Raw genomic sequence first — 20809 nt, forward strand, 5'->3', positions numbered from 1 at the left:
TTCTGCTGCCGGTGTTCAGGCAAGACGCGTGCCACGATGGGTGACGGAGTTTTGGCTATCGATCGATGCCGTACTTGCGGAGCTTCTCGACGAGGGTCGTGCGGCGCAGGCCGAGCTTGGGGGCGGCGTGGGCGACCACGCCGTCGGCTTCCTCGAGGGCCTGCTTGATCAGCTCCAGCTCGATGTCGGCCAGGTGCGACTTCAGGTCCAGGCCGCCGGGCGGGAGCGTGGCCAGGGGGGAGACCTGGCTGGGGTCGGTGACATTGACGGGGGCGCCGGGTGCCGATGGCTCCCTGGGCGCGGCGGGTTCGGGCGCCGGCTCCGGCGCGGTCATCGGGCGCAGCGGCTCGGGCTCGGGTGCGGGTGGCGCATCGGAGCGGTAGCGGGCGGGCAGGTCGTCGGCGCGGACGGTGCCGCCCGGGTGCAGGACCGCGAGGCGCTCGAGCAGGTTCGCCAGCTCGCGCACGTTGCCGGGCCAGCGGTAGTGGCGCAGGACCTCGATGGCGTCCGGCGCCAGCGCGACGCGTCCGCGGCCGGACTCCGCCAGCTGGGCGGTGATGGAGGACACCAGCGCCGGCAGGTCGTCGGCGCGCTCGCGCAGGGGCGGCATCTCCACCGGGAAGACGTTGAGGCGGTAGAACAGGTCCTCGCGGAACTTGCCCTCGGCGATGTGCTGCTCAAGGTTGCGGTGGGTGGCCGCGATCACCCGCACGTCGCACTCCATCAGCTTGTTGCCGCCCACGCGCTCGAAGGACCGCTCCTGCAGCACGCGCAACAGCTTGACCTGCATCGCCAGCGGCATGTCGCCGATCTCGTCGAGCAGCAGGGTGCCGCCCTCGGCCATCTCGAAGCGGCCCTTGCGCTGGGTAAGCGCGCCGGTGAAGGCGCCTTTCTCGTGGCCGAACAGCTCGCTTTCCAGCAGGTCGGGCGGGATCGCGCCGCAGTTGATCGCCACGAACGGCTTGCCGGCGCGCTTGGAGCGATCGTGGATCGCGCGGGCGGCGACCTCCTTGCCCGTGCCCGACTCGCCCAGGATCAGCACGGTGGTGTCGAACGGCGCGACCTGGTCGATCATCCGCTTCAGGCGCAGCGTCGCGTCGCTGGTGCCGGTGGGGCCGTCCTCGGCGGTGCGCTCGCGCTCGGCATCGTCGCTCAGGCGCTTGAGGCTGGCGCGGCGCAGGGCTTCCTGCAGCTGGGTGCGGCGCACCGGGTAGTCCAGCGGCCAGACGGTTTCCGGGTGGAAGCGGTCGCTCCAGCCGGCCTGGTCGTCGTGCCCGGGCAGCAGCATCAGCGGCGGGTGCAGGGCCTGCGCGCCAAGCCAGTCGACGAATGCCGGCCAGGCCGGGTCGCCGGCGACGTCGCCGACCACCACCGCCACCCAGTCGCTGGGACGGGCGCGCGCGAGGTCGACGTCGCCCGGCTCGGCCAGGCGCGGGTTGAAGTCCATGAACTCGAGCAGGGTCGCCAGGCGTTCGGCCCGCTCCATGTCCCGGTCGAGCACCAGGATGCGGGACTCGCTCATGGGGCGGCGTCCTCCCCGGGGGCCTCCACGCCGGCGAGTGCCTCCAGCAGCGGCAGCACCTCGTTCACGTACGCAAGCTTGCTGACGAAGGCGTCGGCCCCGGCGCGCAGGGAGTGCTCGCGATGCTCGGCGTCGTCGAAGTGGCTGGCGATGACCACGTAGGGCGGGCGGTCCTGGGCCTTGATCAGCCGGGTGGCCTGCAGCCCGCCCATCTCCGGCATGGCCAGGTCCATCAGCACCACGTCCGGGCGCAGCTTCTCGCACTGGTCGACGGCTTCGATGCCGTTGTGGGCAGTGCCGGCGACGCGGATCCAGTCGACCCGGCGCAGGTGCCGCAGGGCGGCGTTGATGAAGCCCTCGTGGTCGTCCACCAGCAGGATTTCGAGTGTGCGCATGGTGTCTCTCCGGTCAGCCGGCGGCCCGCAGCGCCTGCGCCGGACGCCGGCGCGAACGGGCGGGGCCGATCTGCAGTTGGTCACGATACTTGGCCACGGTCCGCCGCGCGATACGGATGCCGCGGCGGGCGAGCAGGGCGGCAATGGTGTCGTCGGCCAGGGGGGCGTGCGGGGGCTCGTCGTCGATCAGGCGCTTCACCATCGCCCTGACCGCCGCGCCGGAGACCTCCGCGCCTTCCAGGCGCACGGCGAACAGGCGCTTGAGCTCGAAGGTGCCGCGTGGGGTCTGGATGTACTTGCCGGTGGTGATGCGCGAGACGGTGGACTCGTGCATGCCGATTTCGTGGGCGACCTCGCGCAGCGTCAGCGGCACCAGGGCCTCCTCGCCGCGGGCCAGGAACCCGGCCTGGCGCTCCACCAGCACCTTGGCGGTGCGCAGCAGGGTGTCGTCGCGCATCGCCACGCCGCGTACCAGCCAGCGGGCCTCCTCCAGCAGCCCGCGCAGCTCCGCGTGGCCATTGGCGCCTGCCAGGGCCGCCTCGCAATGGGCCGACACCCGTACGCGCGGGGTGCCGCGGGTGTTCACGGCGACCCGCCAGGCGCCGTCGAGGTGGCGCACCACCACGTCGGGGATGATCGCCCCGTCGGGAGCATCGGGCGCGTCCTCGACCGGCTGCGGGCGGAGCGAAAGGATCAGGGCGCAGGCTTCGGCTACCGCTTCTGCATTCGTGCCGAGGGCCTTGGCAAGCGCGGCGTGGTCGTGTCGGGCGAGCAGGTCCAGGTGGCCGGACACGATGCGCGCGGCCAGCGTGCAGGCGGGCGAATCCTCGAGGCGCGCCAGCTGGGCCCGCAGGCACTCGGGCGGATCCGCCGCCGCCATGCCGGGCCATGGACCGGCAAGCAGGCGCTGGCGCACGTACAGCAGGGCGTCGGCCTCGACCGCCAGTGCCTGCGCGCCTTCGCGGGCCAGTTCGTCCACCGGGGCTTCCAGGTAGCCGCGGTCGTCGCAGTGGTCCAGCCACCACTGGGCCAGCGGCAGGTCGCCCGCAGCCCACTCCAGTGCCAGTTCCTGCAGCAGGCGCACGCGTGGATCGGTGGAGCTGCCGGCGGCGATGCGGGCCATTCCGTCGTCGTCCATCGACCCGCCACTGGCGCCGCCGGACAGGAAGGCGGGGTCGGGCAGCTCGTCGAAGGAGGCCACTTCGACCGCTGCGTCCTCCACCCGAGCGTCGTGGCCGTCGAGCGTGGTCTCCCCGGCCTCGTCGTCCTCGTCCTGTTCCAGCAACGGGTTGCGCTCCAGTGCCTGGCGCAGTTCCAGCTCCAGCTGGGGCGCGGTCAGCTGCAACAGCCGGATCGACTGCAACAGCTGCGGAGTGAGGTTGAGACCCTGGGTGAGTCGGGTGGAAACGGTGGCCTTCATGGCTGCTCCTGCGGACGCCGCAGTGGAACGGATCCTGCAGGGAACATGCTGCGACGCCGGTGCCAGAAACCGAATCGGGAGGAACCTGACGCCGGTAGGGGCATTCCCGTGCGCGGTAGGGGAAAACCTTACCCGGCGCCGGAACCCCGTCACGCTACAGCGCGCCCGCGTCCAGCCGCATCGCCAGGCGCAGCAGCTCGGTGGCGTTGCGGCAGCCCAGGGTGGCCATCATCCGGGCCCGGTGGGTTTCCACGGTCTTGATGCTGATGCCGAGGTTGGCGGCGATCTGCTTGCTCGTCTGCCCGGCCCCGAGCGCGGACAGGATCTCGCGCTGCCGGGGCGGCAGCGCCTCCACGCCGGTGGCGGGCTGGGCCACGGTGCGCAGCAGCGGGGCGGACACCTGCGGGCTGAGGTAGGTGCGGCCGGCGGCGGCGGCGCGGACGGCGATCTCCAGTTCGGCCGGCGCCGCTTCCTTGACCACGAAGCCCGCCGCACCGCGGTCCAGCGCCTCGCGCACGTGGCTGGCGTCGTCGTGCATGGACATGATCACCACCGCGCTGTCCGGGCAGCGCAGGCGCAGCTCGGCCAGCGCCTCGAAGCCGTTGCGGCCGGGCATCGACAGGTCCAGGACGACCACGTCGGGTGCGTGCTCGCAGGCGCGGATGACCGCCTCGTCGGCATTGGCGGCCTCGGCCGTCACCTCGATCCCGTCGAAGGATTCCAGCAGCCGGCGCAGCCCGGCACGGATCAGGGTGTGGTCATCGCAGATCAGGACACGCAGCACGCCGAGGTCTTCCCGCTCCGCCGGGATTCCGGCGCCAGCGGGAAACCTTAGCGGAGCGGCGGGCGCGCTGCAGCTGCCGGCCGTCAGCGCGGCCGGCGGCTTTCCGCCACCGCGCGGCGGTGGATGCGGAACAGGTGGCGTTCCAGCGCGGCCGTCAGGGCGGGGCTGTGGTGGATGAAGCGCAGCCACAGCTGGTGTCCGTCGCCGTCGTGGTCCACGCCGACCACGGTCGCGGGCAGTTCCAGCGTTTCCGGCAGCCAGTCGCAGGGGCGCACGCGCAACATGCCGGGCTGGCCCGGGGCGGCGGTGGGGGCCTCCGGCAGGACCAGACAGGCGCCATGCGCGGACCACTCCAGCGGTCGGACCGGATCGGAGCCGACCTGGCGGTTGACCAGGCTGGCGACCAGGGCGCTGAGCAGGTCGAGCTTGGCCTCGATGCGCTGGACCGCCAGGTCGTGCAGGCCGCGCTCCTCCGGCTCCTCGCGGCCGTGGCTGTCCTCGACTACGGCGATCGCGCGCAGCAGGGCCTCGCTGCGCAGGCAGGCCAGCCGGTCGGCTTCGGCGTCGCCGGTGCCGGCGACGAAGGCGGCGGGACGCAGCTCGCCACAGGCGAGGGCGTCGCCGAAGACGGACTCGCGTCCAGCGTGACCGTTCATCCCGCGCCTCCCGCCGCGCGGCGGTAGGCATCGCTGCCACGGCGCTGGCCGCGCATGCGCTTCAGGGCCTCGGACGATTCGTCACGCGCGCGCTGCAGCTCGGTCAGCAACAGTCGCTGCTGGTCCAGGAGCTCCTGCCAGGCTTCGCGGCGGCTGGCATCCAGCCGCCCATCGGTGATCGCCAGCTGCACCTGGCGGGCGTGCTCGCCGATCAGCTCGCTGGCCTCGTCCAGGCGGTCCTGGGCGATGGCATCGCGGATCAGCGCGGTGGGGAGCTGGGGGACCATGGCGGGCTCACTGTGCCATCGGTTCTGGCGCGGTGGCGGGGGCATCGGGGTCGATGGCCTTCCAGGCGCCTTCGATGTCGCCGAGGAGGTCGTCGACTTCGGCCAGGGCCGCGGCATTGTTCCCCGCGTTGGCTTCCACCAGCTTGCGCTGGAAGTAGTCGTAGAGCGACTGCAGGCCCGCCGCGATGTCGCCGCCGGCTTTCATGTCCAGCGTGCCGGAGAGGCCGGCGATGATGGCGCTGGCTTCGGAGATGGCCTTGGCCTTGCGGACGATGTCGCCGCGGTCGATGCAGGCGCCCGCCAGGCGAACCCGCTCGCGAGCGCCGCTGAGCATCAGCAGCACCAGCTGGTGCGGGCTGGCGTCCAGCACGGCGCTGGTCGTGCTGGTGTGGCGGTACTGGTTGGCGTAGGCGTTGGCGTGCATGGCGGTTCCGGGAATCTTGGGTGCTGGGTCGGGGCTACTTGGCGTTGAGGTTGGTCAGCTGCGACAGCTGCTGGCCCAGGAAGCTGCTGGTGGACGACATCTGCGCGACCATCGCGTCCAGCGCGGTGAACTGGCGGAGGTAGTTGGCCTGCACGCGCTCGATCCGGCGGTCGAACGACTCGCGGTCGGTTTGCAGGCGCTTGAGGCGCGTGTCCAGCGCCTCGGTCCGGCCCTTGATCAGGCCGTCGTCGCCCAGCCAGGACTTGAGCGAGTCCTTCAGCGGCTGCTGGAAGCTGCCCTCGTCGCCGAACAGGCGGACGACCGCTTCCGGCGCCTCGGCAATGGCCTTGTCGAACTCGGCGCCGTCGAGGCTGAGGGAGCCGTCCACCTTGGTCTCCAGCCCGAGCGCAGACAGCTCGGCATAGCTCCGGCTGACCAGGTTGCGCAGGCTGGAGGTGATGCCGCGCGGTGCGGAGTCACCGCTGAGGGCGGCGCCGGCCGCGTTCTCGCTGCCGGCCGCACTCTGCGCGCGCAGGGCGCTGAGCGCGGTGTTGTAGGCGCTGATGAAGCCGAGCATGGTCGCCTTCAGCGTGCTGGCGTCGGACTTGAGCTCAAGGCTGAAGGACTCGCCCGGCCTGGCCTCGGTGAGGTCCACGGTGACGCCGTCGATCAGGTCGTCGAGGCGGTTGCTGCTGCTGGTGCGGGTGATGCCGTCGACGACCACGACCGCGTCGTTGCCCGGGTCCGCCACGGTCAGCGTGCCGCCCTCGGTGCCGAGCGCTGCCAGCCCGCCATCACCCCCGCTCGCGGTGATCGAGAGCCGGCCTTCGCTGCCGGTAGTCGTGGAGGCCAGGACCAGTACGTCGCCTTCGTCGCCGCGCACCAGGGTGGCGGTGACGCCCTTGCCTTCCGCGGCCTTGTTGATCGCGTCGCGGACGTCGGTCAGCGAACCCTTGCCTTCGGCGATCTCCACCGCCAGTGGCTCCTCGCCGCCGAAGTCGATGGACAGCGTGCCGTGGCCCAGCTGCTCATCGCCGGCGACCGGCGCGGAGTGCAGCTTGTGGGTGCTGGCCAGGCTTTCCACCGAAACCCGGTAGCTGCCCAGCGCCGCCTTGCTGTTGGCGGTGGCGGTGAAGCCCGCGTCTTCGGCGACGACCACCTTGCGGCCGGGCGACGCGCCCATGCCCTCGAACTTGGCCAGCGCATCCCGCAATCCTGACAACCCGCTGCTGATCTTGCCGAAGGCCGAGATCTGCGCCTTGGCGGTGCTCTCGATGCGGTCGTGGCGCGTGTCCGTTCCGTAGCGCTCCGCTGCCACCAGCTGGCTGACCATGGTGTGCACGTCGAGGCCGGAGCCGACGCCTGGACTGGAGATGGTGGCCACTGCGCCTCCTGTTCGTGTTCCGGGGGATCAAACGGACCAGCAAGAACCGTTCCGGCGTTCTCCTGGCGTGCCCTCCGGGCCTGCTTTACCTAACGGCGCCTGCCATGGAAGCTTTAGCGGTTCCGTGACCGCAATCGCGTATCGGGCAGGCAAAAGAAAACCGGCCGGTGGCAATGCCACCGGCCGGTTCGGAGAGACATCAATCTCCCGCAGTACTGCTTGTGATCAGCGCAGCAGGCTGAGCACGCTCTGCGAGGACTGGTTGGCCTGGGCCAGCATGGCGGTACCGGCCTGCTGCAGGATCTGGGTCCGCGACAGGTTGGCGGTTTCCTTGGCGTAGTCGGCGTCCATGATGCGGCTGCGGGCGGCCGACAGGTTCTCGGAACCGGTCTGCAGGTTGGTCACGACCGAGGAGAAGCGGTTCTGGATCGCACCCAGGTCGGCGCGGGCGTCGTTGACCGACTTCAGTGCGGCGTCCATGGCGAGCATGGCGTTGTCGGCACCTTCGACCGTCGAGATATCGAGGCCAGCGAAGCCGGTGATGGTCGACCCCGCGGCTTCGCCATTCGTATGCGCTGCAGCAAAAGTGTCGTTGTTGGCAAAACCGCCTTCAGGAGTACCGCCGACCTCGTTCGTTACGGCGATGGTCATGTCGCTGCCATCGGTTTTCGAGAACCTAAGATCTCCGGCGGCCGCGGAGCCGGTGAAGGTATAACCCGCATCCCTCAGCGTATCTGCGTTGTTCTGCAGAGCTGCGTCGATATCGGCGCCAGTCAGGGTTTCGCCGGTCGTGACTGTGATGTTGACTGCCGAGGTCGTATCCAACTCGATCGAGAACGTGTTCGCAGCGTCCGTAGCCGCGGCGGTTTCCCCGAAGGCACCGCTGACCGTGCTTTGAGTAGCGACGGCGTGCTCGGCAGTCCACGTGCCCAGCGCCTCGGTGGACGCATTCGCGATGTTGGCGATATCGATGGTTTCGCCCTGGTTGGCGCCAACCTGGAAAGACTGTGCAGTGAAGCTGCCGTCCAGCAGCTTGGTCCCGTTGAAGTTGGTCGTCTCGGCAACGCGGCCGATCTCGGACTTCAGCTGGTCGACTTCCTTCTGCAGCGCGGCGCGGTCGTCGGCGCTGTTGGTCGCGTTGCGCGACTGCACGGCCAGCTCACGGATCCGCTGCAGGTTGTTGCCGATCTCACCGAGCGCGCCCTCGGCGGTCTGCGCCAGGGAGATGCCGTCGTTGGCGTTGCGGGCAGCCTGGTCCATGCCGCGGACCTGGGTGGTGAAGCGCTGGCTGATGGCGAGGCCGGCGGCGTCGTCCTTGGCGCTGTTGATGCGCAGGCCCGAGGACAGGCGCTGGATGGTGGTGCCCAGGTCCGCGCTGTTGGTGGCGAGGTTGCGCTGCGCGTTGAGCGACATCACGTTGGTGTTGATGACAGACATTTGAAGTCTCCTGGATTCGGAAGTCCGGCGTTGCGCCGGTTGGCGTCGCAGTGGCTTGCCGTGATCCGGTCCTGTCCGCTGCTGTATTTGGTATCGGCCCGGTGCCGGGGGGCTTTAGGGCGATTTGCAACTTTTTTTGCTTTCTTCTGGAACTCGTGCTAGGCGCAAAGGCGGCCGCATGCCTCGCCCCTGTTATCGGACGAGGCATGCGGAACTGAAGGGTGGGATCGCGCTACAGCTTGTTGAACAGCGACAGGCCCTGCAGGCGCACGGTGACCTGCTGCGCGGCTTCGAGGGCGGTCAGCTGCTGTGCGAAGCGGGTCGCCGCTTCCGCGTAATCGGTGTCGCGCAGGTCCGAAAGGGTCGACTCGATCGAAAGCGCGGTGGACTCCCGGCTTTCGGCTGCATTGTCCAGCGTGGACAGGCGCGCGCCCGTGCCTGCGCGGGCGGCGAGCAGGTGTTCCTGGCCGCTGGAGAGATCGCCCAGCGCACCATTGAGCAGGTTGGTGCGGCGCGCATCGGCGGCCGGGTTGGCACCTGGGGCCTCCAGCGCGTCCGCGATGGCGTCCAGCGTGGCAAACACATCGCGCTCGCCCGAGGGGGCGAGGCTGAAGCTGTCGCCCGCCGCGGGCGCACCGCTGATCTTCATCTGCACGCCGCCGGCGCTGATGGACTGGCCGGCCTCCCACGTGCCCGTGGCGATCTCGGTGCCGGCACCATCCAGCACGCGGTACTGGTCCGCGGCGGTGAACTCGACCGTGATGCCGCTGCCGTTCCAGGCGGCATGGTCGACCACGCCGGCGCTGCCGAGCACGCCGCTACCGGTGTTGGCGGCGCCGGCGCTGGCGCGCACGATGCCGTCGCCCGTGGGCATCCTCATGAACAAGGCGCTGCCGGGGTCGCTGTCGGCGACCAGCAGGCCGGGCGCGACTTCGATCTCGTTGCGGCCGTCGTTGCCCGCGTACCCCACGCTCCCCGCGTTGTCGGTGAATGGCACCACGCCGTCACGGGTGCCGGCGAACAGGGCACGGCCGGCACCGTCCTGGCGGTTGGCGATGTCGATCATCTCGCCGCGGATCTGGCGGATCTCGACGGCGATGAGCTTGCGGTCCTGGTCGGACAGCGTCGGGGTGTTGGCACGGATGACCAGGTCGCGGGCGCGGCCGAGCTGGTCGCCGGCGGCGGTCAGTGCATGCTCCTGCAGCTCGAGCCGGCGCTGGGCGTGGCCGGCGTTGCTCTCGTGCTGGGTGAGCGAGGCCAGCGTATGGTCCAGCCGCTGCGCCGCGGTGGCGCCGGCCGGGTCCTGCCCCGCCCGCGAGAACTTCACGCCGCTGCTCATCTGCTCGCTGGTGCGGGCCAGCTCGGTCTGGCGCTGCAGCATGGCCTGCAGGCTCTGCATGTACATCCCGTTGCTGGAGATCCTCATGTCGGCCTCAATCGCTCAGTGGCTCAGCGGCGGACCGCGCCGAGCAGGCTCTGGAACAGGGTGTCGGCGGTCGCGACGACCTGCGCGGCGGCCATGTAGGCCTGCTGGTAGCGCAGCAGGTTGGCGGCCTCCTCGTCGAGGTTGACGCCGGAGATCGACTCGCGCTCGGCGGTCACCTGGGTGTCGATCGCGGTCTGGGCTTCCAGCGCCAGGTCGGCGTGCCGCGCCTCGCCGCCAACCTTGCCGGTGAACTGCGCCAGCGCGGTGTTCAGGTCCAGGGTGCCGCCGGCGAGCAGGTCGAGTTCGTCGAGGCCGGCCAGCTGGCGGGCGTTGCCGTTGTCGGCAGAGCGCGGCGGGGTGGGGGTGACGGCGAAGCTGTCGCCGGCGGCCGGGGTGCCGCCCAGGTCGAGCTCCCAGCCGTTGCCGCGGATGGGCTGGCCGGGCTCCCAGGCAATCGGCGCGCCACCATCGATGGTGTACTGGCCGGCATCGATGAACTCGATGCGCGCGCCTGCCGACCCCGCGAAGGCCGCGCGGTCGGTGATGCGGCTCGCACCGGGAACCGCGTTGCCGACGTTGCCACCGTCCACGCTGGTCTCCAGCGGGGCCGCGGCGGCAATCGCGTAGGGATCCTCCAGCACCATGCTGATCCCGGCGGCGGCACCGGCGGTGGGGCGCAGCGAGAAGCGGTCGCCGTCGGCCGGCGTGCCGCCGACCACCATTTCGACGCCCTCGACCACCAGCGGGTCCGCGGCGGTGCCGGCACCGCTGAGGGCGACGGGCTGGCCGGTATCGGCACGGGTCGCGCTCCAGTTGCCGCCGTCGAAGCGCAGCACCAGGTCGCGCCCGGTCAGCGCGCCGGTATCGCCGATGCGGGTGGCCAGCGTCGCGTCGCCGCGGTTGCCGGCGTGGCGGTCCACCTGTGGGACAGGGACCTGGAACATGTCGGCGCCGGGCCGGCCGTTGTAGTCGACGCCCGCGCGCTGGGTGGCGTTGAAGCCCTCGGCGAAGCTCGCGGCGAGGCGGCCCAGTTCGGCGCGCGCGGGATCCAGCACGCGCTCGCGGAACTCCATCAGGCCGCCGATCTCACCGGATACCACGGACGAGCGCAGCGGCATCGACTCACCGGCGGCGTTCTGCAGGGACAGCTGCAGGCGGTCGCTGCGATACGGGTCCGGGCTCGTCCCCAGCTCCATTGCGCGCGCGCCCAGCACCAGGGCCTGCCCGCCGGTGGTGAAGACGTTCACCGAGCCATCGTCCTGGGCGACGGTTTCCACGCCCACGAGGCCGGCGAGTTCGCCCAGGCGCAGGTCGCGCTGGTCGAGCATGTCGGGCGAGACGTTCGGGCCGGCGGCGGCGATGTCGCGGTTGAGGTGGGCGAGCTCGCCGGCCAGGCGGTTCGCGGTGGCGACCTGTGCGACCAGGCGATCGTTGACCTCCCCGTCGAGCTGGCCGAGCTGCCGGTCGAGCTGGTTCCAGCGCGTGGCCAGCTGGGTGCCGGCCGACAGCAGCGCGTTGCGTGCGGCGGGCGAGGTCGGCTCGGCGGTCACCCCCTCGGCGGCGCCGAAGAACTCCGACCACGGCCCGGCCAGTCCGCTGACGCTGTCCGACACCGCCATGTCGAGGCGGGTCGCCAGCCCGGAAAGCTGCTGCAGGCGCCCCATCTCGCCGCTGCTGTCCAGCTGGCGGCCGAGCACCAAGCCGTCGGCCAGGCGCTGCAGCTTCGCCACGTCCACGCCGGCGCCGAACTGGCCGGGACCGGTGTTCTGCCCGATCCGCGCCTCCAGGTCGACACGCTGGCGGCTGTAGCCGGGCGTGCTGGCGTTGGCGACGTTGTGCCCGACGGTGTTGAGGGCCCGCTGGAAGGCAAGCAGGGCGGAGCTGCCGGTGGAAAGGAGTGAGCTCATCGTCAGCCCTGCTTACCGTGGGTGCCGGCCATCGCCACCATGCGACCGGCCGGCAGGCCGTCCGCCGGCAGCGACTCGAGGGCGCGGCGCAGCGTCGGTCCGTTGGCGATCGAGGTGATCTTGGCGGCGTAGGACGGATCGGTGGCGTAGCCGGCCTTCTGCAGCGCCCGGGCGAAGCGCGCTGGGTCGTCGCCGGCGGCCAGCGCGCCCGCGTAGCGCTTGCTGCGCATCAGCCGGGCGTAATCGTCAAAGCTCTGCTGCACCGAGTCGTAGGCGCGGAAGTCGTCGCGGAGGTCCACGCGCTTGCCGCCGAAGTACTCGTGGGTGCCGGAAGTGACTTTGCCGCCCTGCCAGCCGCCGGTGGCCTTGATGCCGAACAGGTTGTGCGAGTCGCTGCCACCGACCAGCTTGCGGCCCCAGCCGGTTTCCAGCGCCGCCTGCGCGACCAGGGCGCGGGCGGAGACGCCGAGCTCCTTCGCGGTTTCCTGCGCCGCCGGCCAGATCGACTTCACGAAGGCCTCGGGGCTGCTGGCGTCGAGCTTCACCGGACGCGACACGGGTTCAGGCAGCGGCGGGGGCGCAACCGGCGCGGTGACATCCAGGGAGGTGCCGCTGTCGGTGCGGGCCAGGCGCAGGCCGGGCTCCTGCAGCGGCAGGTCCTGCACCAGGCCGCGGTGCACCAGCGTCGGGTTGCGGGCGGGCATCGGCATGCCGGCCGAAGGGGCCGCCAAGGAGGTCGCGACCGGAGCCGCGCCCAGCGACATGCCCCCGGCCGCGTTGCGGCCCGGGAGCGGAAGCGGGGCACCGCCGGTGGCGGCCGGCGGCGGATTGAGGCTGCGGTTGAGTTGGCGCTCGATCACGGGCGCCAGGCCCAAGCCGCGGCCCTTCGTCAGCTGGTCCGCCAGCTTCTGGTCGTGCATGTCGCGGTAGGTGGTGTCGCCGCCGAACATCGCGTTGCCCATGCCCGCCTCGCGCATGGACTTGATCATCATCCGCGCGAACTGCGACTCCAGCTCGCGCGCGGCCGTGCGCACCCGCTCCGGCGAGGTGGCCGAAGCGGGTTGCTGCAGGGACACGGCGGTGGCGGAGGGCAGCTGCATGGCGGGTCAGATCACCTCGAGCTCCGCCCGCAGCGCGCCGGCGCGCTTGAGTGCCTCGAGGATGGCGACGATGTCGCCCGGGGCGGCGCCGACCGCGTTGACCGCGCGCACGATCGCCTCCAGCGAGCTGCCGCCCTCGAACAGGAACATGCGGTCACTGCCGGTTTCCGTCGCTTCGATGGTGGACTGCGGGGCGACCACGGTCTGGCCGCCGCCGAAGGCGCCGGGCTGGCTGACCACCGCGTTCTCTGTGATCGACACCGTCAGCGAGCCGTGCGAGACCGCCGCCGGCAGCACGCTGACTTGGCCGCCCATCACCACGGTGCCGGTGCGGGAGTTGACGATCACCTTGGCCGCCGCCGCGCCGGGGCTGACTTCCAGCGATTCCAGCCGGGCCAGGAAGCCGATCCGGTCGCCCATCGGCGGGTCGACCTCGATGGTGACGCCATCGATCGCGCGCGCGTGGCCGGGGCCGAAGGCGCGGTCGATCGCCTCCACCACGCGCGAGGCGGTGGTGAAGTCGAACTCGTGCAGGTTGAGGGTGACCACGCCGGGTGCACCGCCGGCCCCGCCCATGCCCGCGGCGACCGCGCGCTCGACGATTGCGCCATTGGGAATGCGGCCGGTGTTGGGCGCGTTGACCGAGATCCGCGAGCCGTCGCGGCCGGAGGCGCCGAAGCCCGACACCACCAGGCTGCCCTGGGCGATCGCGTAGACCTGCCCGTCGGCGCCCTTCAGCGGCGCCATCAGCAGGCTGCCGCCGCGCAGCGAGCCGGCGTTGCCGATCGAGGACACGGTGACGTCGATCGCCTGGCCGGGCTTGGCGTGCGGGGGCAGCTCGGCGTGGATCGCCACGGCGGCCACGTTCTTGAGCTGCGGGTTCACGCCCGGCGGGATGCTGACGCCGAGCTGGTCGAGCATGGTCTTCAGGCTCTGCACGGTGAAGGGCGTCTGGCTGGTGCGGTCCCCGCTCCCGTCCAGTCCCACCACCAGGCCGTAGCCGACCAGCGGGTTGCCGCGTACGCCGGCCACCTGCGCCAGGTCCTTGATCCGCTCGGCATGCGCCGGACCGGTGGCAAGGACCAGGGCGGCGAGGACCAGCAGGCTCTTGAAGATGTGCATGGTCGTGGCCTCAGTAGGGGAAGGCGGCGGAGTTGAAGAAGCGCCCCAGCCAGCCCATCGCGTTCGAGCGCGCCAGCGTGCCGCGGCCGCCATAGGCGATCTGCGCGTTGCCGACGCGGTCGGAGGTGATGCGGTTGTCGGGACCGATATCGGCGGTGCGCACGATGCCTTGAACCTGGACCAGCTCGTCGCCCTGGTTCAGGCGCATCTGCTTGCTGCCGCTGACCAGCAGGTTGCCGTTGCCCAGCTCGCGGACCACCTGGACGGTGATCTCGCCATCGAGGCGGTTGCTCTGGGTGGAGTCGCCGGCGCCGGCAAAGTCGCGGCCGGCCTCGACCTCGGCCTGCAGGATCGGGGTGCCGTTGTAGGTGACCGGGCGGCCCCCGATGATCGGTGCGCCCAGGCTGAAGCCGCTGTCCTTGGTCACCGCGGTCTGCGCGCGGCTGGACGAAGAGGTGCGCTCGACCAGCACGATGGTCAGCAGGTCGCCGACGTGGCGCGCCTTGTTGTCCTCGAACAGCGACATCGGGCGCGGCGCGGCGTGGGCGGTGCCGGCGTAGATCGAGCCGCCGGCCTGGGAGGCGGGCGGCGGATGGCCGGCCGGTGCCGCGTGGGCGGCGGCGTGGTTCATGTCGGGTGCCATGCCCGGCGCCATGCCCACCGGGGCGTAGGGCTCGAACGGGCGCACGTCGCCCATCACGGAGGCGCAGCCGGCGAGGGTGAGCAGCGCGGCGCTGGCGCCGGCGACAAGGATCCGCTTCATGGCCGTCACAGGTTCTGGTTCAGGAAGCCGAGCATCTGGTCGGTGGTCGAGATCGCCTTGGCGTTGGTCTCGTACGCGCGCTGGGTCTCGATCATCGACACCAGTTCCTCGACCACGTTGACGTTCGAGCTCTCCAGCGCGCCCTGCACCAGCAGGCCGGCGCCGTTTTCGCCCGGGGCGCCCAGCTGCGCGGGGCCGCTGGCGCCGGTCTCGACGTAGAGGTTCTCGCCCTTGGCCTGCAGGCCGGCGGGGTTGATGAAGTCGGCGATGGTGAGCGCGCCGATCTGCATCGCCTCGGGCTGGCCGGCGACCTGGACGCTGACGGTGCCGTCGGCGCCGATCGTCACGCTCTGCGCGCCCTCCGGGAACTGCAGGCCGGGCTGCACCGGATAGCCCGCGTTGGTGACCATCTCGCCCTGGGCGTTGATCTGGAAGCTGCCGTCCCGGGTGTAGGCCGGGCTGCCGTCGGGCAGCAGGACTTCGAAGAAGCCGCGGCCGTTGATCGCCACGTCCAGCGCGTTGCCGGTCTGCGACAGGTTGCCCTGGGTGAACTGCTTTGCGGTCGCCGCCACGCGCACGCCGGTGCCGGTGGACAGGCCGGACGGCAGCTGGGTCTGCTCGCTGGTCGCGCCGCCGGGCTGGCGGACGGTCTGGTAGAGCAGGTCCTCGAAGCTGGCGCGGTCGCGCTTGAAGCCGGTCGTGTTGGTGTTGGCGAGGTTGTTGGAGATCACCGCCATGCGCGTCTGCTGCGCGTCGAGGCCGGTCTTGGCGATCCACAGGGCCTGGGTCATCGGTCAGTCCTCCGGGTGTTCGGGTCAGCGCGCCGACAGCAGGGAATTGGCGGCCTGCGCGTTCTCGTCACTGCTCTGCAAGACCCGTACCTGCATTTCGAACTGGCGCTGCAGCTGGATCATCGAGACCAGTGCGCCGGTCGCGTCGACGTTGCTCTGCTCGAGCGCGCCGGTGGTCAGCACCTCGCCGGCGGCGGGCGGCAGCGGTTCGGCGCCGGGCGGCAGGCGCATCAGTCCGTCTTCCCCGCGTTGCAGGGCGGCGGTCGGGGTGTTGGCGACTTGGAGCCGGGCGACCTCGGCGATGTTGGCGGCCGGTTCGCCCAGCGGTACGACCGAGATCGTGCCGTCGTTCCCGATGTGCAGGCGCTCGTGCGGCGGGATCGCCACCGGGGCGCCCTGCTGGTCCAGGACCGGCAGGCCGGAGGCGGTGGTCAGCAGCCCGTTGGGCGTGAGCGTCAGGTTTCCGGCGCGGGTGTAGGCGGTGCCACCGTCGGGCGCCTGCACCGCGAGCCAGTGGTCCTGGTCCAGGGCGATGTCGAGCGGGTTGCCGGTGGCGTTGATCGCACCCGGCGCCGCGCTCACCCCCAACGGCTGGAAGCTGGCGGCGGTGCGCGAGGCATGCCCTTCGCCCTCCACCTGCCTGGCGATCGTGCCGGCCAGCGTGGCCTGGAAGCCGACCGTGTCGGCGTTGGCGAGGTTGTGCGAGACCGCCGCCTGCGAGCGCAGGGTGGCGCTGGCACCGGTCATCGCCACGTACATGGCCTTGTCGATCATGGCGCGTCCCTCCGGTTACCGGCTACCGCCTCAGCGGATGTTGATCACCGTCTGGGTGACCTGGTCCTGGGTGGAGATCATCTGGGCGTTGGCCTGGAAGTTCCGCTGCGCGGTGATCATGTTCACCAGCTGCTCGGTCAGGTCGACGTTCGACGCCTCCAGCGCACCGCCCTGCACCAGCCCGAACTCGGAGGAGCCGGCCGTGCCCACGCGCGGGTCGCCCGAGGAGGCGGTCTGCGCCCAGGCGTTGTCTCCGATCGACTGCAGCCCCTGCGGGTTGGCGAAGTTGGTCATCGCCACCTGGCCCAGCGGGGTGGATACGCCGTTGGTGTAGCGCGCTTGCACCACGCCCTCGCCGGTAACCTCGATGCCGGTCAACCGCCCGGTGGCGTGGCCGTCCTGCGACAGCGAGGACACCGAGAAGCGGTCGCCGTACTGGCTCGAGCCGCCCATGTCGAGGCTGATCTGCATCGGCGCGGCGCCGTTGCCCGGATCGAAGGCGTCCAGCGCGACCGTGGCCGGCGAAGGCGAGGCGAGGGTGCCGGTGTCGGAGTACTGCAGGGTGGTCGGGGCGCCGACCGGCTGCCCGTCGATGGAGGTGTGCACCTGCCACTCGTTCGGGTTGGCGGTCTTCACGAAATGCAGGGTCTGGGTGTGCGCCGCGCCGAGCGAGTCGTACACCGTCAGCGAGGTGGTCTGGTTCCAGCTGTCCGGGTCGGCGGCATCGAACGGGCTGACCGCCGGCACTTCGGCGTTGGCCGGCAGGTTGGTGCCGATGCCCACGCGGCTGCTGGCGCGCGGCGGGGCGTCGCCGGTGGCCAGCTGCAGGTCGCCCAGGCGGCCGGTGTCGAAGCCGGTGCCGCTGGCGTTGGGCGGGAACACCTGCAGGCGGTGGCCGGCCGGGTTCACGACGTAGCCCTCGTCATCGGCGCCGAAGTTGCCGGCGCGCGAGTACACGGTGGCGCCGCGGTCGGACAGGGTGAAGAAGCCCTCGCCGCTGATCGCCAGGTCCAGCGCCCGGCCGGAGAACTCGACGTTGCCCTGGCCGAACTGCTGGGCGACGGTGGCCAGCTTCACGCCGGCGCCGACGGCGTTGCCCGACAGGCCGTAGGTGGAGACCGGGAACAGGTCGGCGAACTCGGCGCGCGACTGCTTGAAGCCGGTCGTGTTGGAGTTGGCGATGTTGTGCGAGGTGACGTTGAGGTCCTGGGTGGCGGCGTTCATGCCACTGCGGGCGACGTGGAAGCTCATGGCGTGCTCCTTGGGTGTTGGGGTGCGTCGTCAGCCGACGCGGCGGACCGAGGAAAGGGGATGGCTGCCGAGGCCTTCGAGGTTCAGCACCAGGCCGGTGGCCTCGATGGAGACGCTCTCGACCTTCGCGGCCAGGCGGGCCTGCAGGGACCGGGTGTCCTCCCCGGCGCCGGCGGTGGCGCGGATGGTGTACTCGCCGGCGGGTGCGACCGAGCCGTCGTCGGCGCGGCCGTCCCAGGCGAACGGCACCGGGTCGGCACCGTCGGATTCCAGCTCCAGCCGGCGCACGGTGGCGCCGGCGGCGTCGACGATCTCCACCGTCAGCGGACCGGAGGCGTCGGCGAGGATCTCGCCCGACATCCCGGCGCCCTTGGCCAGGCCGACGGTTTCCGCATCGACCAGCGCGTCGTGGCCGACCAGCGCGGCGGCGCGCAGGGCCTGGTCGGACTCCATCACGCTGGCCATCGAGCCCATGGCGGCCTGCATGTCGCCGATGCCCTGGACGGTCGAGAACTGCGCCAGCTGGCCGAGGAACTGGGTGTTGTCCAGCGGGTTGAGCGGGTCCTGGTGCTTGAGCTGCTCGGTCATCAGGCGCAGGAAGTCGGCCTGGCCGAGGTTGGTGTCGCGCTGCGGGGCCTGGGCGGCGAGGGCGCCCCAGGGATTGTCGTTGCGGGTGCTGCCGATCGCGGTCATCGCGGGCTCCGGTCAGGGATCACTTGCCCATCCCGAGCGTGGCGGTGGCCAGCTCGCGGGCGGTGTTGAAGACCTCGACGTTGGCCTGGTAGCTGCGCGAGGCGGAGATCATGTCGACCATCTGCGCGACCGGGTCGACGGCGGGGGCATAGACGTAGCCGTCACCGTCGGCCAGCGGATGGCCGGGCTCGTAGCGGCGGATGGGGGCGGCGTCGGACTCGGTGACCTCCAGCACGCCGACCCCGGCCAGCTCCGGCTTGCCGGCGACCGGCTGCACCGCGAACACCGGTTGCAGCGGGCGGTAGACCTCGTCGGGGTTGCCGGCGACCGAATCGGCGTTGGCCAGGTTGCTGGCCACGGTGCTCAGTCGCACCGACTGCGCGGTCATGGCACCGGCGGCGACGTCGAAGATGGGCAGGTTGCTCATGCGGCGGCCCCCTACTGCCCGGTGATCGCGGTCAGCATCCCGCGCACCTTGGATTCGACGAAGGACATCGAGGCGCGGTACTCCAGCGCCGCCTGGGCGAAGCCGGCGCGGGCGCGCTCGGGATCGACGGTGTTGCCGTCCAGGCTGGGCTGCGAGGAAGGCGCGTCATGGCGCGCGGCGTCGACGGCCGCGGCGATGGGATCGGCACCGGGGGACTGCAGCGACGAGGTCGCCAGGCGCAGCGCGGCGTTGAAGTCCACGTCCTGCGCCCGGTAGCCCGGGGTGTCGGCGTTGGCGATGTTGGCCGCCAGCACCTGCAGCCGCTGCTCGCGCAGCGCCAGGGCGGTGCCATGGATACCAAGGAAATCGGACATCGGACCCTCCGGGACGGTTCTTCCCCGTGGGTCAGGCAATTCGCGTGCCAGAAGTGGGTACTCCGTCATTCCCGCGCACGCGGGAATCCAGGGACTTGCCGCATGGATTCCCGCGTCCGCGGGAATGACGGTCAGGCGGCCTGCATTGCCCCCATGCGGGCCGCGATGCGTTCTGCCAGCTCGGTTTCGGAGTACTTGGGCACGAAGTCGTCGGCGCCCACGCGCTCGACCATCGCGTGGTTGAACACGCCCGACAGCGAGGTGTGCAGCAGCACGAACAGGTCGGACAGGGCCGGGTCGCGCCGGATTTCCGTCGTCAGGGTGTAGCCGTCCATCGACGGCATCTCGATGTCGGAGATCACCATCGCATAGCGGCTCGACGGGGCGATGCCGCCTTGGGCCAGCTGCCGCAGGTGCTCCAGCGCCTGCCGGCCGTCCGACAGCAGCGTGGCCCGCAGGCCGAGCTGGTCGAGCACCTGGCGGATCTGGTTGCGCGCGACCCGCGAGTCGTCCACCACCAGCACCTCGTCGCTGCGCCCGGCCACCTTGCCGAGCGGCCGGATCGCATCCAGGTCGCTGCCGCGGGGCGCGGACTCGGCCAGCACGCTTTCGACGTCGATCAGCTGGATCAGCTCGCCTTGGTAGCGCGTCACGCCGGTGAGGTAGTGGCCCTCTCGGCCCATGTCCGGCGGCGGCTGGATCTCCTCGACCGCGATATTGACGATGCGGTCCACGCCGGCGACCAGGAAGCCCTGCACGCTGCGGTTGAACTCGGTGACCACCAGGTAGCCCGGCTCGGCGCCGCCGGTGTCGTGGCCGACCGCCCGCGCCAGGTCCAGCACCGGCACGGTCCGCCCGCGCACGTCCGCCGCGCCGCTGAAGGCCCGGGGCAGCTGGGGCAGGGTGAACAGCGCCGGGCGCGGGATCACTTCCTGCACCTTGAACACGTTGACGCCAAAAAGCTGGCGCGCGCCGAGGCGGAAAAGCAGCAGGGCCAGCCGGTTGTGGCCGGCCAGCCGGGTGCGCTGGTCGATGCGGTCAAGCAGTTGCTGGCTCATGCCGCAATTGACGGCCACCCGCGCGCGGACTTGAACGAGCGTGCGCCCGGCATCGCGGGGCACGGGGATTGCATGGCGGCGGGTAGTCCATTCCGGAAGGCCAGGATGCTTGCCACCGTAATTCGACCCGTTGCTGTACTCGTCGCCATGCTCCTGCTGCTCGCGGGCGGACGCGCCGTGGCGCAGGAAATCACGCCTCCGGCCGATATCGAGGCCGCGGCGCTGGCGGCACTGGGCCTGGAGGGCACGGCGTCGGAGGCGCGGGTCGACCAGGCCTTGCGGCTGGCGGCCTGCAGCACGCCGCTGGCCGCGTCGGCGACCGGTCCGCGCACGGTGCAGGTGGCGTGCAACGACGCGCCCGGCTGGCGGATCTATGTACCCGTCCGAGTCAGCCGCCAGGCGCAGGTCGCCGTGCTCACCCGTCCGGTCGCGGCCGGGGAGGCGATCACGGCCGCGGACGTGGCCGTGCGCCAGCGCGGGATCGGCGCCGCCAGCCCCGGTGACTGGGTCGATCCGGAGCAGGTCGTGGGGCAGACCGCCACGCGCGCGCTGGCCCCTGGTGCCGCGCTTGCCGGCGGCGACCTCGCGGAGGGCCGCCTGCTGCAGCGGGGCGATCCGGTGGTCCTGGTTTCGCGCGAGGGCGGGATCGAGGTGCGCATGCCCGGACGGTCCCTCGGGCGCGCCGCCCCGGGGGACACAGTCGCGGTGGAGAACACCGGCTCGCGCCGCATCGTGCGCGGGCGCCTGGTGGGCGACGGAGTGGTGGAGGTGATGCGCTGAACGGGAAGTGCGACGACGCTAAAGTTGCCGGTGC

At 71.3% G+C, this 20809-nt stretch carries 22 protein-coding genes; 1 reads left to right on the forward strand and 21 read right to left on the reverse strand.

Features of this window, described 5'->3' with window-relative positions:
* Positions 1 to 55 precede the first annotated feature (55 nt).
* The 21 genes from G545_RS0104945 to G545_RS0105050 form a co-directional block, all read right to left on the reverse strand.
* Positions 56 to 1522: a sigma-54 dependent transcriptional regulator gene (locus G545_RS0104945; RefSeq protein WP_027069424.1), complete on the reverse strand. Its 1467-nt coding sequence runs from the start codon at positions 1520 to 1522 to the stop codon at positions 56 to 58.
* The gene (locus tag G545_RS0104950; RefSeq protein ID WP_027069425.1) at positions 1519 to 1917 is read right to left on the reverse strand and encodes a response regulator; all 399 of its coding nucleotides are present in this window, start codon (positions 1915 to 1917) and stop codon (positions 1519 to 1521) included. Before G545_RS0104950 ends, G545_RS0104945 begins: the two co-directional genes overlap by 4 nt.
* A 13-nt stretch (positions 1918 to 1930) precedes the next feature.
* Complete coding sequence (gene rpoN / locus G545_RS0104955) at positions 1931 to 3337, reverse strand: RNA polymerase factor sigma-54 (protein ID WP_027069426.1); 1407 nt, start codon at positions 3335 to 3337, stop codon at positions 1931 to 1933.
* Between the two features lie 154 nt (positions 3338 to 3491).
* Entirely contained in the window at positions 3492 to 4118 is a 627-nt protein-coding gene (locus G545_RS0104965; RefSeq protein WP_027069427.1) for a response regulator transcription factor, read from the reverse strand.
* Between the two features lie 86 nt (positions 4119 to 4204).
* Positions 4205 to 4777, reverse strand: a complete 573-nt coding sequence (locus G545_RS0104970; RefSeq protein WP_027069428.1) for a PilZ domain-containing protein — start codon at positions 4775 to 4777, stop codon at positions 4205 to 4207.
* Positions 4774 to 5064, reverse strand: a complete 291-nt coding sequence (locus G545_RS0104975) for a hypothetical protein (RefSeq protein ID WP_027069429.1) — start codon at positions 5062 to 5064, stop codon at positions 4774 to 4776. The genes G545_RS0104970 and G545_RS0104975 overlap by 4 nt, the downstream gene beginning before the upstream one ends.
* 7 nt (positions 5065 to 5071) lie before the next feature.
* Positions 5072 to 5488, reverse strand: a complete 417-nt coding sequence (fliS, locus tag G545_RS0104980) for a flagellar export chaperone FliS (RefSeq protein WP_027069430.1) — start codon at positions 5486 to 5488, stop codon at positions 5072 to 5074.
* Between the two features lie 34 nt (positions 5489 to 5522).
* Positions 5523 to 6872 (reverse strand): flagellar filament capping protein FliD, encoded by a 1350-nt coding sequence (gene fliD / locus G545_RS0104985; RefSeq protein WP_052106694.1) that lies wholly within the window; start codon positions 6870 to 6872, stop codon positions 5523 to 5525.
* Between the two features lie 225 nt (positions 6873 to 7097).
* Complete coding sequence (locus G545_RS0104990; protein WP_027069432.1) at positions 7098 to 8309, reverse strand: flagellin; 1212 nt, start codon at positions 8307 to 8309, stop codon at positions 7098 to 7100.
* 232 nt (positions 8310 to 8541) lie between these two features.
* Positions 8542 to 9735 carry a flagellar hook-associated protein FlgL gene (flgL, locus tag G545_RS0104995; protein ID WP_036136825.1) on the reverse strand — a complete coding sequence of 398 codons (1194 nt, stop codon included), beginning with the start codon at positions 9733 to 9735 and terminating at the stop codon, positions 8542 to 8544.
* Positions 9736 to 9758: 23 nt separating this feature from the next.
* Positions 9759 to 11642, reverse strand: coding sequence for a flagellar hook-associated protein FlgK (gene flgK, locus G545_RS0105000; protein WP_027069434.1), 1884 nt, complete (start codon positions 11640 to 11642; stop codon positions 9759 to 9761).
* A 2-nt stretch (positions 11643 to 11644) separates the two neighbouring features.
* Complete coding sequence (gene flgJ, locus G545_RS13605) at positions 11645 to 12742, reverse strand: flagellar assembly peptidoglycan hydrolase FlgJ (protein ID WP_052106691.1); 1098 nt, start codon at positions 12740 to 12742, stop codon at positions 11645 to 11647.
* Positions 12743 to 12748: 6 nt separating this feature from the next.
* Positions 12749 to 13864: a flagellar basal body P-ring protein FlgI gene (locus tag G545_RS0105010; RefSeq protein WP_052106689.1), complete on the reverse strand. Its 1116-nt coding sequence runs from the start codon at positions 13862 to 13864 to the stop codon at positions 12749 to 12751.
* A 10-nt stretch (positions 13865 to 13874) separates the two neighbouring features.
* Complete coding sequence (locus tag G545_RS0105015) at positions 13875 to 14627, reverse strand: flagellar basal body L-ring protein FlgH (RefSeq protein ID WP_036136823.1); 753 nt, start codon at positions 14625 to 14627, stop codon at positions 13875 to 13877.
* 5 nt (positions 14628 to 14632) lie between these two features.
* Positions 14633 to 15418: a flagellar basal-body rod protein FlgG gene (gene flgG, locus G545_RS0105020; RefSeq protein ID WP_027069437.1), complete on the reverse strand. Its 786-nt coding sequence runs from the start codon at positions 15416 to 15418 to the stop codon at positions 14633 to 14635.
* Between the two features lie 24 nt (positions 15419 to 15442).
* Positions 15443 to 16189, reverse strand: coding sequence for a flagellar basal body rod protein FlgF (locus G545_RS0105025; protein ID WP_027069438.1), 747 nt, complete (start codon positions 16187 to 16189; stop codon positions 15443 to 15445).
* A 33-nt stretch (positions 16190 to 16222) separates the two neighbouring features.
* Positions 16223 to 17443: a flagellar hook protein FlgE gene (flgE, locus tag G545_RS0105030; protein ID WP_027069439.1), complete on the reverse strand. Its 1221-nt coding sequence runs from the start codon at positions 17441 to 17443 to the stop codon at positions 16223 to 16225.
* A gap of 30 nt (positions 17444 to 17473) precedes the next feature.
* Positions 17474 to 18136, reverse strand: coding sequence for a flagellar hook assembly protein FlgD (locus G545_RS0105035; RefSeq protein ID WP_027069440.1), 663 nt, complete (start codon positions 18134 to 18136; stop codon positions 17474 to 17476).
* 19 nt (positions 18137 to 18155) lie between these two features.
* Positions 18156 to 18563 carry a flagellar basal body rod protein FlgC gene (gene flgC, locus G545_RS0105040; RefSeq protein ID WP_027069441.1) on the reverse strand — a complete coding sequence of 136 codons (408 nt, stop codon included), beginning with the start codon at positions 18561 to 18563 and terminating at the stop codon, positions 18156 to 18158.
* A gap of 11 nt (positions 18564 to 18574) precedes the next feature.
* Complete coding sequence (gene flgB, locus G545_RS0105045; RefSeq protein ID WP_027069442.1) at positions 18575 to 18937, reverse strand: flagellar basal body rod protein FlgB; 363 nt, start codon at positions 18935 to 18937, stop codon at positions 18575 to 18577.
* A 131-nt stretch (positions 18938 to 19068) separates the two neighbouring features.
* Positions 19069 to 19995, reverse strand: coding sequence for a chemotaxis protein (locus tag G545_RS0105050; RefSeq protein WP_027069443.1), 927 nt, complete (start codon positions 19993 to 19995; stop codon positions 19069 to 19071).
* Positions 19996 to 20142: 147 nt separating this feature from the next.
* Here G545_RS0105050 and flgA point away from each other — a divergent pair, with 147 nt between their 5' ends.
* Positions 20143 to 20775: a flagellar basal body P-ring formation chaperone FlgA gene (flgA, locus tag G545_RS0105055; RefSeq protein ID WP_052347268.1), complete on the forward strand. Its 633-nt coding sequence runs from the start codon at positions 20143 to 20145 to the stop codon at positions 20773 to 20775.
* Positions 20776 to 20809 lie beyond the last annotated feature (34 nt).

Origin of the sequence: Lysobacter defluvii IMMIB APB-9 = DSM 18482 (assembly GCF_000423325.1) — a bacterium.
Taxonomy (GTDB): Bacteria; Pseudomonadota; Gammaproteobacteria; order Xanthomonadales; family Xanthomonadaceae; genus Novilysobacter; species Novilysobacter defluvii.